Annotated in this window: 9 protein-coding genes; 3 read left to right on the forward strand and 6 right to left on the reverse strand. The window is 66.6% G+C overall.

The genetic code is table 11. From position 1 onward, the window contains the following. The first annotated feature begins 75 nt into the window (after positions 1–75). Both AMK22_RS08960 and AMK22_RS08965 read left to right on the forward strand, forming a co-directional pair. Positions 76–912, forward strand: coding sequence for a helix-turn-helix domain-containing protein (locus tag AMK22_RS08960; protein ID WP_073783134.1), 837 nt, complete (start codon positions 76–78; stop codon positions 910–912). Beyond that, a complete protein-coding gene (locus AMK22_RS08965; RefSeq protein ID WP_073783135.1) occupies positions 887–1,108 on the forward strand; it encodes a DUF397 domain-containing protein in 222 nt (73 codons plus the stop codon). Before AMK22_RS08960 ends, AMK22_RS08965 begins: the two co-directional genes overlap by 26 nt. 1,364 nt (positions 1,109–2,472) lie before the next feature. On the opposite strand, the gene AMK22_RS08975 is transcribed toward AMK22_RS08965, so the two are convergent. From AMK22_RS08975 to AMK22_RS08995, 4 genes are read right to left on the reverse strand one after another with little or no spacing between them, the layout of a single operon-like run. Then, positions 2,473–2,919, reverse strand: coding sequence for a contact-dependent growth inhibition system immunity protein (locus AMK22_RS08975; RefSeq protein WP_242433889.1), 447 nt, complete (start codon positions 2,917–2,919; stop codon positions 2,473–2,475). 24 nt (positions 2,920–2,943) lie between these two features. Next, positions 2,944–7,599, reverse strand: a complete 4,656-nt coding sequence (locus tag AMK22_RS08985; RefSeq protein ID WP_079185998.1) for a putative T7SS-secreted protein — start codon at positions 7,597–7,599, stop codon at positions 2,944–2,946. A 3-nt stretch (positions 7,600–7,602) separates the two neighbouring features. Next, positions 7,603–8,247, reverse strand: a complete 645-nt coding sequence (locus tag AMK22_RS08990; protein ID WP_073783139.1) for a hypothetical protein — start codon at positions 8,245–8,247, stop codon at positions 7,603–7,605. Next, positions 8,244–8,750, reverse strand: coding sequence for an SseB family protein (locus AMK22_RS08995; RefSeq protein WP_199883167.1), 507 nt, complete (start codon positions 8,748–8,750; stop codon positions 8,244–8,246). Before AMK22_RS08995 ends, AMK22_RS08990 begins: the two co-directional genes overlap by 4 nt. Positions 8,751–9,169: 419 nt before the next feature. Here AMK22_RS08995 and AMK22_RS09000 point away from each other — a divergent pair, with 419 nt between their 5' ends. After that, positions 9,170–10,333: a serine hydrolase domain-containing protein gene (locus AMK22_RS09000; protein ID WP_073783143.1), complete on the forward strand. Its 1,164-nt coding sequence runs from the start codon at positions 9,170–9,172 to the stop codon at positions 10,331–10,333. Positions 10,334–10,679: 346 nt separating this feature from the next. On the opposite strand, the gene AMK22_RS09005 is transcribed toward AMK22_RS09000, so the two are convergent. Beyond that, positions 10,680–11,507: a sugar phosphate isomerase/epimerase family protein gene (locus AMK22_RS09005; RefSeq protein WP_073783145.1), complete on the reverse strand. Its 828-nt coding sequence runs from the start codon at positions 11,505–11,507 to the stop codon at positions 10,680–10,682. Beyond that, positions 11,504–12,685: a dihydrodipicolinate synthase family protein gene (locus tag AMK22_RS09010; RefSeq protein ID WP_073783147.1), complete on the reverse strand. Its 1,182-nt coding sequence runs from the start codon at positions 12,683–12,685 to the stop codon at positions 11,504–11,506. Before AMK22_RS09010 ends, AMK22_RS09005 begins: the two co-directional genes overlap by 4 nt. Positions 12,686–12,699: the final 14 nt, after the last annotated feature.

A 12,699-nucleotide genomic window follows, 5' to 3' on the forward strand; every position in this document is an offset into this window, starting at 1 on the left:
GAGTGGGGTCGCGCCTGCGTACGCTCAAGGAGTTCGGGCTTGACACCGCGCTGGTCAGAAGAAGGAGTTGTGCCGATGGCGATGGAACGGAGGCCGCGCACGCCGAGGGAGAAGTACGGGGAAGAGCTGAGACTGAGGCGGGTCGCGGCCGGGCTGACCCAGGAAGCCTTGGGCGACCAGGTGGTGTGCTCGCCGACGTTGATCAGCCACTACGAGGCGGGGCGACGACTGCCGAAGCCGGATGACGCGCAACGGATCGACCTGGCGCTGAATACTGACGGGTTCTTTGTCAGGTGGCTGCGGGATCTGGACTCCCGGTTCGCCCTCTACTTCTCGGCGGTGGCGGAGCTGGAGCGCGAGGCTTCAGAGATCCGCCAGTACGGGGCAGCACTCATCCCCGGAATGCTCCAGACCGCCGACTACTCCCGAGCGGTGTTCCAGGCCTATCGCCCCAACTACCGCAAGGAACAGCTTGACGAGTTCGTCGTCAGCCGCGCGGAGCGTGGTCGGATCCTCACCGAGTCACGAACACCGGTCGCCTGGACACTGCTCGACGAAGCGGCGCTCCGGCGTCAGATCGGCGGCCCGGCCGTGATGGCGGAACAGCTGCGCAAGATCGCGGACATGGCGGATGCCGGCCGTCTGCGGCTGCATGTGCTGACCCTGGCGGCTGGAGCACACGCCCTACTGGAGAGCATGGTCTACCTTCTAGACTTCCTGGACGCCGCGCCGGTCGCCTACGTCGAGGGTCTTCTCACCGGAAACCTCATGGATGAACCGGCGTTGGTCGAATCGTGCCGAACGGCCTACTCTCTCGCCCTGAGTGATGCGGCCTCGCATCGAGAGTCCGTAGACCTCGTCAGGACCATCGCGGAGGAGCACCAGCATGCACACCAATCTCAGCGCCACTGACTCGACGGTCTACAGCGGCTGGTACAAGTCCAGCCACAGCGGAGGAGCGAACGGCGAGTGCCTTGAGGTCGCACGCGGCCACGCCACCGTCCCCGTCCGCGACAGCAAGACCCCGAACGGCCCCGCGCTCGTCTTCTCGACCGACGGCTGGACGACATTCGTCGCGGCGGTCAAGGGTGACAGCCTCGGAGCCTGAACCGCCCTACGTCGAGCCGCGCAACCGCACGCCGCACCAACCTGATTGCGGTTGGGCCATTCATGGCAATGGCATCCCTCGCTCCTGGCGAGACATACAGGGCTGCCGCAAGGCCGCAGACGGCCCGAACCGCAGGCATACATCCGTAGTCAGTCACGGCCTCCCCGACGGGGCTGCTTCACGCAGGGCGGAACCCCAGCGTCCTGCTTGCTTCGATGGAGATCTTCAGGAGTGCCTCGTGACCGCTGGGAGGAGTACGGAAGCCGTGGCTTCGCGCAGCGTCAAGAAACTCCTGCGGCAGGTCGATAACGTATCGCTCGACGTGTGGCGCCAAGTCCTCACGCCAAACAAAATGACCGTCGGTGAGCAACGGTGATCCACCTGGCACATGGAAGGCCCCTTCAATGACATCCGCTGTCATTTCCATAACATCGAAGATGGGGTAACCCGACTTCAGGTATTTGACTACGTCGCGAACCGGATACTTCCCTGCTCCTGATTGAGGAGGAGGGATAGGTTCTCCCCAGGAAGATTCATATCCTGGATCCATCTCTCAGTAAAAGCCGATGAGCTTCATGTCAACCTCCTGTGATAGGAAGGCATGTTCGCCAATATCCACCATTAAGGTAGGGCAAATTGGCGAGTGCGTTATCAGTCACGCGGAACGCAGTCGGCTTCTCACCGAGTCAAGGACACCGGCTGCCTGGACTCTGCTCGACGAAGGGGCTCTCCGGCGCCATATGCGGCTCAGCGGTCTCGACCGACCTCCAGCCGGAAGGTCCCGTACCTCGTCCGCGCGGAGTCCGCCCGCGCGCTGCGGGCAGGAAGGGAACGCGGGCGGAGTCCTCAGTGGAAGCGAACTTCCCCGGCAGTTCGAATTCGGCACCGGCCAGTTCCCGGCTCTCCGGGTCGAATCGGAGGACGTCGGGCGTGTCCCACAGCCATTCCTGGCTGCCGAAGGTGGCCAGGAGGAACCACTCACGTTCCTTCACATCCGTGTAGTACGCGACACGCACGGAGTTACCCGAGAACCGGGGCATGATGGGCAGCGGTGCGCCCGTCACCGTTTCCAGTCGTTGTCGAAGGTCATTCCCATGGTCACGGACCTCGCACTCAGAGCCCTTTTTGGCGTGATGTGAATATGCGCCCCTTTGGTCGCCCAGTCGGAATCTACCGCGGATGCCCGAGGCTTGCATGGCTTCAGCCCCAGAGGATCGGGCCAGGTATGAGGGATTGCCACACAGGCCGCCTGGCCCCGGCCTACCACTCACCACTTCAATAACCAGGATCAGTCGTTAAATTCACACATCCATTGAGCAGTGGGAACGGTCCGCACGTCCGACATTGGAGAGCCTGATCGATTTTCAAGTGGTGTTCGGGAAATTGGAAAGGAACCCTTCGACCTCTGATTCGATATATGGAGACAGGTCTCGAAGAGCCGTCAAGATTTCCCTGAGATCTTGGGCCAGACGTGGCATGGCCTGCCATGTTTCCGGGCTCCGGGTCAGGACGGCAGACAGTAGATCATCATCGTAGAAACCCCCTTCCGCCTGAGAATGCGCAGTATCTCGTAGCGTCTTCAAAGCCATCGGGATTAGCCACGGCAATCCCACGTCTTGGCCAATCAGTCGTCGCATGTCCTCGATGGTCAAACTTTTGATGGGACGCTTGCGCAAGGCGTGAATGCTCTTGACGAGACCTGTCACGTTCGGCGAAGGCTCGGGCCATTGATGACCGTCAAGTTCTTCCAATGAGAGTTCTTGATTGATGGGTTCGCTCACTGTGACCTTTCCTTTGATCTGGCTTGCCATTTCATCGAGGGACTCATTGGTTGCTCATCGATGCCCAATGGAGTGCAGGAATCCGTTCAGATCATTCAGTAGCCTGTTGACCTCGCCTTGTTTACTCATTAGAACCTCCAGTCCACGCTCGGTGAGTGACTCCGGAAGTTGCCTGAGTTCCAATTCGATCACTTTTCGAACCTTGTCGAGTCCATTTCGGGCCTGCTTCAGATCGGCTATGTGGTCGAAGGGAGTCCCGTCCGGCTTGCGGGCCACGACTTCACCATTGGCCTCCCTCCGTGCGGCATCATAGTGGTTATGATTGGGGGTCGAATTTATTTCCCCCAGGGGGTCCTGCTTGATGTTCTCAAGTTTTTCCAGGGCCCTTTGTGCAGCGGTACTCAACCCTAATTCGCGACAGGGCCCGAGACCCAATGGGTCGAACCAGATGTGAGGGTTTTTTACATACGTTGCCGGGTTTGGGGCAGGTTTCAGGCCCAAGGGGTCCGCGCTGAGGTACCGGGCCGTCTCCGGGTCGTAGTGCCGGAAGTAGTTGTAGTGGAGGCCGGTTTCCGGGTCGAAGTATTGGCCGGGGAAGCGGAGTGGTGTGTAGGCGGTGCTGGCAGCGGCCCAGGTTGTGGTTCCCCATAGTGTGCTGCGGGTGTGCCAGGCGAGGGTGCCCGACTCGTCGATGAGTTCGGTCGGGGTGCCGATGAGGTCGGTGACGATGGCGAAGAAGCGTTCGTCGACCGTGGTCTGCGAGGTGTCCGCTGAGAGGATGCGCTCCGTCTGGGTCAGTGGCTGGAAGCCCTGGTGGTCCCAGGTCAGGGCGATCGGGTTGGGCAGGCTGTCCGTGCGGGTGAGCTGTTCGCACAAGGTTGTGCCGTCCCAGGTGAAGGAGACTTCTTCCGTCACCGATTCATTGTCGGTGGCGGACAGACGCTGTTTTGCGATGCGGCGGCCGAGTGGGTCGTAGAGGTAGCGCCAGCGGGTGCCGTCGGGTGTGGTGACGGAGGTCAGGCGGTCCTCGGCGTCCCATTCATAGCGCCAGGTGTCCGGCTTGCGGGAGAGGCGGGTCTTCTGGCGTAGGACGATGCGGCCCTGAGCGTCGTGCTCGTAGCGGACGTGGCCGGCGTCGGTGATGCGGGTGCCAGTGTAGGCGCGCGGTCCTGTCGCTTCCTGGCCGGGGTGAGTGGTGGGCCAGGAGGCGTGGGTCTGGTTGCCTGCTTCGTCGTACGCGTATGTCTCCGACCAGCCTGCCGCGTGGACGGCCGTGACGCGCCCCGCCGCATCCAGGTCGAAGCGGCGGTGGCCCGAGAGTTGGTCTTCGATGCCGATCAGGTTGCCGTCGGCGCGGTAGGTGAAGGTGCGGTGCTGCACGCTGTGGTCGTGGGCCGTTGTCTGCTGGCCGGTGAGGCGGCCCATGGTGTCGAACTCATGGGTCAGGTTGATCGTCCCGCCGACGTGGCGGGTGATCTCCCGTCCGACGGCGTCGTGGGCGAACGAAAGCGTGCGGCCCGCGGTGGTGAGTGTGGCGCGTTGACCGGCCGCGTTGTATTGCCATTCGCTCACCGCTCCGGACGGCGTCGTACGGGAGACCTGGCGGCCGATAACGTCGTGGGTGTAGATGAGTGCGCGGCCGTTCACGGTCTCGGACCTGAGGCGCCCGTACCGGTCGCGCAGCCGGGTCAGGGTTGCGTCGGGGCCGGTGGCCACGGCGAGCTGATCGAAGATGTCGTACTCGAAGGTGCTGATCGCGCCGTCCGCGTCCTTGCGGAGGAGTCGGCCCAGTTCATTGTGCTCGTACCGGATGGTCTGGCCGAGGCCGTTGGTGCGGGCAGTCAGCCGCCCGGCGCTGTCGTGCGTGTAGGTAAGCGTGCGGTTGTCGAAGTCTGTCTCGGAGGTGAGGCGGCCTGCTGCGTCGTATATGTAATTCCAGCTCAACCCCAGCGGGTTGGTGACCCGGGTCAACTGCAGGTTGGCGTCGTGAGTGAACTCGTGACGCACACCGTCCGGCCCCGTGCGTGCGGTCAGCAGGTCGAAGTCCATGTACTCGAAGCGGCTGACCCTGCCCATGGCGTCCGTATGGGACAGGCAGTTGCCTTCGCCGTCGTAGGACCAGGACTGTTCGGTGCCGTCCGGGGCGATACGCCGGGCGAGTCGGCCCTCGACCGTCCATTCCAGCCGGGTGGTCGCTCCAAGAGCGTCGACGAGGGCTGTCGGGCGGCCGAACGCGTCACGCTCCGAGCGTGTTGCCGCGCCGAACGGGTCGGTGATCTCCATCGGGAGTCCGGCCCGGTCGCTGTGTATGCGCGTGGTGTGGCCAAGGGGGTCGGTCACCGAGGTGAGGTGGCCCGCTTCGTTGTACGTGAACTGTGTGGTGGCATGCGACGCGTCGGTGACCGACGTGCGGTTGCCGCGTTCGTCGTAGGTCTGTCGGGTGACTGTCCCGTCCGTTCCCTTGACGCGCACCGCTAGGCCGAGGGCGTTGTATTCGGCGGTCAGTTCCCGCCCGTCCGGACGGGTCACCGAGGTCAGGTGGCCGTGCTCGTCATACGTGGACCGGGTGACGTGTCCCAGGGGATCCGTGACGGACAGAGGCCGGTGGAACCGGTCGTGCTCGAAGCGGGTGGCGGCTCCCAGCGGATCGATCTCGGCCACCACTTGCGAGCGTTCGTTGATCACGTATCGCGTGGTGTGGCCGAGGCCGTCCGTCATCGATGTCATGCGCAGCCCAGTATCGGGGTCGGTGTCGTCCCAGGTGAAGCGGGCTTCGAGGTGACCGCTGGTGCCGGTCTGGTACACGCATCGGTCATGCTCGTCGTAGACGTAGTCGTACCGGCTGCCGTTGGTGTCCGTCCACGACGTGATGCGGCCGAGCCCGTCGTAGCCGAAGCACAGGGGGCGGCCGGAGGAGTTGACAACTTCGGTGAGGTGGCCATCGGTGTAGCCGTAGCGGAGGATTTCCTGGTCGGTGCCGTCGGGGGCGGCGCCTGCCAGGTGGAGGGCGGTGATCCTGCCGTCGTTCGTGGTGAGCTTCAGGTGGTAGCCGCCGTGGTGGACGATCGAAGTCGGGGCACCGGTCTCGTCGTGTTCGAAGGTGATCCAGCGGCCGTTGCGGTCGTCGATCCGGTCCAGGAGTGCCGGCTCGCCGTTGGGTTGGTCGACGAAGTGCCGGACGCGGCCGGTTTCGGGGTCGGTGACGGTGTAGCCGCCGTCCACCCGGTCCAGGGGCCAGCGGCGGCCGTGCGTGGGCATGACGGGAACCCCCGGCGCGGGGTGCGGATAGGCGAGCAGGCTGCCTTCGTCACAGCTGAACACCACGCCTTCCGCGTCGATCTCCAGGCGCTGGTCGACCGTGCTCGACCAGCCGGTTCCGAACCAGCGGCCGGCCCGGTACGAGGAGTCGAAGACTCGCTCAAAGACGAGCGGCAGCGAGCCGGGCAGCGCGATGTCCGTCTGTGGGAGCAGCATGCGTCCGGTGGCGATGTCGACGGGGTCTCCGGCGCACTTGACCTCGCTGCATTTCTTGGCGCTGGAGTCGGGGTTCTTCTCGTGTCCGTGCCGGTTCTTGCCTGTGGGGTGTTTGAGGGCGTTCTTCGTGGCCGCCCTCAGGCCGCCGCGTGCGAGTCCGCCGCCCTTGGTACCGATCAGTTCCGGGACGAGACGGCCGGTGAATTCGGACGGGTCTTCCTTGGCCGAGTCCCAGGCGTTCTTCAGTGCCCGGTCGGGACGGGCGCCGGTGGAGACGAGGCCGGCGAGCGTGGTGTGGACGCCCTTGTAGTAGTCGGCCGGGTGGGTCAGGTTGTACGGGTCCGTCGGGGAGAGCGAGCGGACGAAGTTGACGAGCCCGGCACCGCCCTTGACGACTCCGCCGCCGAAGTGGGCGAGCTCGATGCCCTGCCCGACCACGTGGTCGTAGGCCTCGTTCTTGAGCCGGTTCAGGCCGGTGGGTTCCTTCGGCGCGTGCGCCATGGCGGTGGTGATCGCGCTCTTGGCCGTTGCGGCGGCCTCGTCGCGCGCCTGCCGGGCATGCCGCAGTATCTCCTGCGCATGCTGTCGCTTGGCCTGCCCCGGGTCGGAGAACTCGCCCGGGTGCGGCAGCGGATGGTCCGTGCTGCGGGCGGCGTTGTACGCCTCGGCCTTCTCCCGGAACGCGGCAGCGGCCCTCTCGTAGTCCTGCTTGCCCTCCTTGTACAGGGCGATCGCCTCGCGGGCCTTGCCCTGTGCGCTGGTCACCGTCTGCGCGTACGTCTCCAGCGCCTTGGCGGCATCCTCGAACGCGTCCGACGCACGCAGCCAGTCCGTCGGCAGGGTCTCGAACCTCCGCCGGAAGGCGTCGGCCGCCTCGCCCTTCCAGTGGCCGGAATCGAGCCGTTTCATCCCGCTGCCGACCAGACCGAACGCGCGCTGGAAGTCGCGGAGGTTCTTCACCGTCGCGGCGACCTTCTCCGGCTTGCCGTGGATCAGCTCATCGGCTTCCTCGCTCTGCCCGAGCTGACGCTCCGCGACCTCCGCTCCCAGTGAGGACGCGGTCGCGTCCCCCCAGTCCTCGACCTCGTCCGCCCAGTCGTGCGCACCGACCTTGTCCAGTCCCGCGCCCACCACGTCGGTGCCGACGTCGATCGCCTTCCCGGCGAGTTCCTTGCCCTGGTCGACCACACGGCCGGCCCCGTCGATCAGCCCGTCGCTGAGCTTTTCCCAGTCCACGCCTCAGTCCCCCTGCCCCGACCCTCGCGGTGTCTGCGCGGTCGTCTCCGGCGACGTACCCGAGTGGCCCCCGAGCCGCTCGGCCGCCCGGTCCAGCACCTCCGGATCCATCACCCCGGAATCCTCGGCGGGGTCCGGCGGTCCGACCCCCAGATCACGGCCCGTGTCCCGCCAGGCCTGCTCCACCTCTCCATACGCCTTCAGCGCCGACTCACGGCTGAAGTCCGGGTTGTCGTAAGCAGTCTGGCCGCTGATCGTGTCCCAGCTCATGTTCCTGACCTCGTCCTCGGACAGGTGCGGATTGCCGTTCAGGGAGTTCACACCGATCTTGAACGAGTCCTTGACGTACTGTTCCTGCTCCGCGAAGGCTCCTGCCGACAACCCGACCCCGAGGGCGAAGTTGTTGCCCTTCTGCGTCAGAGCCCGCACGCCCCACTCCCAACGGTCACAGAACGTCCGGAACTCCGACGCCAGCCCGCCATGCCCCAACTCCAGCCCCGACAGGCCGAGATCCGAGAAGCCACGCCCCGCCGACGCCTCACCGACCATCCCGAGATCCTTCAACTCGGCATGCGCCAGATCGATCCCCTTCGCGATAGCGGCCAGCGCCTCGGGCGGCACATGCAGATCGGCACCGTCCTCGCTCACACCACACCTCCGAGATCCACCGCCACCGCATCCGGCACGATCCCCACCACCGGCGGGAACAGCATCCCGTCCTCGCTGCCCGCGTCCAGAGCCACCCCCGCCGGTCCCGGCAGCATCGGCACCATCACATCCAGCAACCGTGCCCCCAGAACGGTCCGATAGATCCACTCCCGCTCACCGTCACCACGAGCCTCAGCGAACCTGGCGAGTGCCTCTTCGTCCGAGAACGCACAGATCCACCGCACCCCGTTCTGCTCCGCGGACCACGGATCCCCGCCCGCATCCAACGGCACCAGCACCGCCGTACGCCGAAATTCGCCCAGCAACACAGCAAATTCGCGCCGAGCCACCGCCTCCGGATCGCCCTCCGGCGTCATGACAGAAGCCGGTCCGGGTGCCTCACGTGGCGCCGAAGGCTCTTCAGAAGCAGACCAGTCGACCAACTCAGCAATCCTTGACCGGCGTGCGGGCGGTTCTGATGTGACATCACCGTTGTCGAACACGTGCCGAATGCTGTCACGACGCTCTTCCCAGAAGCAACGAACAAAAACAGCCAGCCGGACAGGTCGCGCTTGTCGTTCCCCGTACGAATCCGATGAGAACAAGCACTGCCTCACGAGCCCGTGGTGGCAGCGAGCGACATGACTCAAGACAACTGACGACGGGGCAGCTTCGCAGCGCTGCGGTACCGGTCCCCCACGGCCGAGAAAACGCCCGGGATCCGCTGGGCCGCCTGTTGCGCACCGAGCGCGCCGTTCCTCGCCTCTCCTGCCCCGTTCCTCGTCAATCGAGTGCGCTCGGGGGTTGGCCCTACCCGCAGCCGGCCGGTTGGCCGGATCGTCCCGGGTGATCACATCGGAGAAGCTGGGGCCCGGTACACACCACCACCGGTCTCCCAACGATCTCCATAAGGGGCTTACTCGTGCATGAGCAGACAGGGCAGAGGCTGCGTTCGTCCGGGCGCCGGCGGAATGCCCTCAGAGCCGCAACGGCCGTGGCCGTGGTGGTCGGCGGCATCATGGCGATGAGTGCCCCGGCGCCGTCCACGGCATCGGCCGCGCCCAGGCCGGACACGGTTCAGCAGGGCTTGAACACACTGGTGAGCTCCGATGGCGTGCCTGGTGCGCTGGCGAGCGTCATGGGCCGTGACGGTCGCACCCGCACGTACACCGCGGGTGTCGGTGACCTGGCCACCGGCGCCAAGGTGCCCAGCAACGGACAGGTGCGGATCGGCAGCAACACCAAGACGTTCACCGCGGTGGTCGTGCTGCAACTGGTCGCTGAAGGCAAGATCGGCCTCGACGCCTCGGTCGACACCTACCTCCCCGGCCTCCTGCGCGGCGACGAAATCGACGGACGCCGCATCACCGTACGTCAGCTCCTCCAGCACACGAGCGGGCTTCCCAACTACACCAAGTACCTCAGCGACGACATCCGCTACTACGAACCCCGCGAGCTCCTCGACCTCGCTCTGCAGCACAAGGCCGACTTCGCCCCCGGCGCGCGGTGGGAGTACAACAACACCAACTACCTGGTGGCTGGTCTCATCGTTCAGAAGGTCACCGGCCGCCCGCTCGCCGAGGAGATGGACCGACGCGTCATCAAGCCCCTCGGGCTGCGTCACACCTACTTCCCCGCTCCGGGCGAGGTGACCATCCAGGAGCGCCACCCCAAGGGCTATTACCAGGACTCTCCGGGCGCGCCCCTGGTCGACGCGACGCAATGGGACCCCTCCTGGGCCTGGGCGGCCGGCCAGTTGGTCTCCACCAACGCCGACCTGAACCGCTTCTTCTCCGAGCTCCTGTCCGGCCGCCTCCTGCCGAAGGCCCAGCTCGACCAGATGCGCACCACCATCCCCGCCGGCTACCCCTTTGCCGCCGGTGCCCGCTACGGGCTGGGACTCGTGAGCACCCCGCTCTCGTGCGACAGCGTCTACTGGGGCCACGGCGGCAGCATCACCGGATACGAGACCCGGGGCGGCGTCACCGAGGACGGGCGCGCCGTCAATGTCGCAGTCACGATGCAGCCGGGCCAGGCCGCCAAGGAACGCATGGACAGCATCGTGGACACAGCCTTGTGCCGCTGATCCCCGTCACCAACCTGATCGAACCTTGCACCTGGTGTCGTGCCCGGTGCGGGGTTCGGCTCCCGGCGGTCCGGTGGCCGGGGTGTCCGCCCACGGCTGCCGCTCCGGGAAACGGCGCCCCGGAGAGCGGAGGCGGCCCCCGGGAAAACGGTCGACACAACGAAACGGGGTCCGGTCGTAGCGACCGGACCCCCCTCGCTTTCCCCCTCCGTCAGTGCTTCCCGATCCCCCCAGATCCCCTCCCCGGAAGCACCCGACGCCAGATACGACTCGGCGGTCGCCGAAACGGTTGCACACCTTGACGATCTCTTTACCTTAGAGGCAAATGGAGTGTCAGAAATGCTTCTCAGCAGGCGTGTTCGGCGTAGCGGGCGGCGACCTCCGCGAGGACTTCGGCGCCGTCGCGGGCCCAGAGGGCCTCGTTGAAGATCTCCACCTCGATCGGGCCGTCGAAGCCGGTGGCCTCGACGAGCGAGCGGAACGCGCGGAAGTCCACGGATCCGTCGCCGAGTTGGCCGCGGCCGAGCAGGACACCGGCCGGGAGCGGGGTGATCCAGTCGGCCAGCTGGAAGGAGTGGATGCGGCCGGTCGCGCCCGCGCGGGCGATCTGTGCGGCCGCCTGGTCGTCCCACCAGATGTGGTACGTGTCGACGACCACGCCGACCTGATCGGCGGGGAAGCGTTCCGCGATGTCCAGGGCCTGGGAGAGCGTGGAGACGACGCAACGGTCCGAGGCGAACATCGGGTGCAGGGGCTCGATCGCGAGACGTACCCCGCGTTCCGCCGCGTACGGGGCCAGTTGCCCCAAGGCGTCGGCGACGCGTTCGCGGGCGCTGTGCAGGTCCTTGTCCCCGGCGGGCAGCCCCCCGGAGACGAGTACCAGGGTGTCGGTGGACAGAGCCGCCGCCTCGCCGATCGCCGCGCGGTTGTCGTCCAGGGCGCGGGCCCGCTCCACCGGGTCGACGGCGGTGAAGAATCCGCCGCGGCAGAGACTGGTGACGGTCAGTCCGTTGTCGGCGAGGAGGGCGGCCGTGCGCTCCACGCCGTACTCCTGGACGGGCCCGCGCCACAGGCCCACCTTGTCGATGCCCGCCTTGGCGCAGCCCTCGGCCAGTTCGGGCAGCGACCACTGTTTGATGGTCTCCTGGTTGATGGAGAGACGTCCGTCGCTCATCGGGTGCCTCCGTCACCGCTGTTGCCGCCCTTGCCGCGGTCGCCTCCATTGACCGCGAGCAGGGCGCGCATCCGGGACTCGGCCAGCTCCGGGTCCGGGAACAGGCCCAGCCGGTCGGCGAGTTCGTACGCCTTCGCCAGGTGCGGCAGCGAACGCGCGGACTGGAGGCCGCCGACCATGGTGAAGTGGTCCTGGTGGCCGGCCAGCCAGGCGAGGAACACCACACCCGTCTTGTAGAAGCGGGTGGGGGCCTGGAAGAGGTGGCGGGACAACTCGACCGTAGGGTCCAGGAGTTCGCGGAATCCCTGGACGTCTCCGGTGTCGAGCACCCGTACCGCGTGCGCTGCCAGCGGACCCAGCGGGTCGAAGATGCCGAGCAGGGCGTGGCTGAAGCCCTGGTCGTCGCCCGCGATCAGCTCGGGGTAGTTGAAGTCGTCGCCGGTGTAGCAACGGACCCCGCCGGGGAGGCGGCGCCGCACGTCGATCTCGCGTTCGGCGTCCAGCAGCGAGATCTTGATGCCGTCGACCTTGTCCGGGTGCTCGGCGATGACCTTCAGGAACGTGTCGGTGGCGGCGTCGAGGTCCGTGGAGCCCCAGTAGCCGTCCAGCGCGGGGTCGAACATCGGGCCCAGCCAGTGCAGGACGACCGGTTCGGACGCCTGGCGCAGCAGGTGCGCGTACGTCTCCAGGTAGTCCTCGGGCCCCTTTGCGGCGGCGGCGAGGGCGCGGGAGGCCATCAGGATGGCCTGGGCGCCGCTCTCCTCGACGACGGCGAGCTGCTCCTCGTACGCGGCGCGCACCTCCGAGAGGGTCGCCGGGCCGGCGGGGAGCTGGTCGGTGCCGACGCCGCAGGCGATCCGGCCGCCGACCGCCTTGGCCTCGGCGCCGGAGCGGCGGATCAGCTCGGCCGCGCCCGCCCAGTCCAGGCCCATGCCTCGCTGGGCGGTGTCCATGACCTCGGCGACGCCCAGGCCGTGCGACCAGAGGTGGCGGCGGAAGGCGAGGGTGGCGTCCCAGTCGATGGCGGCGGGGTCGTCGGGGCTGATGTCCGCGTACGGGTCGGCGACCACATGGGCGGCCGAGAACACCGTGCGGGAGGCCAGCGGTGCACGACCGGGCGCGAGGTCGAGCGGGGTGGTGCGGGGCTCGTAGGGGCCCTGCGGGAGGTGGATGGTCACTCAGATCAGCTCCG

The organism is Streptomyces sp. CB01580, assembly GCF_001905795.1.
Classification (GTDB): domain Bacteria; phylum Actinomycetota; class Actinomycetes; order Streptomycetales; family Streptomycetaceae; genus Streptomyces.

Bases quoted from the DNA above. Each gene is read 5' to 3' on its own strand.
- AMK22_RS08960 (WP_073783134.1), top strand. From the start codon at position 76: ATGGCGATGGAACGGAGGCCGCGCACGCCGAGGGAGAAGTACGGGGAA.
- AMK22_RS08965 (WP_073783135.1), top strand. From the start codon at position 887: ATGCACACCAATCTCAGCGCCACTGACTCGACGGTCTACAGCGGCTGG.
- AMK22_RS08975 (WP_242433889.1), bottom strand. From the start codon at position 2,919: ATGGCAAGCCAGATCAAAGGAAAGGTCACAGTGAGCGAACCCATCAAT.
- AMK22_RS09005 (WP_073783145.1), bottom strand. From the start codon at position 11,507: ATGAGCGACGGACGTCTCTCCATCAACCAGGAGACCATCAAACAGTGG.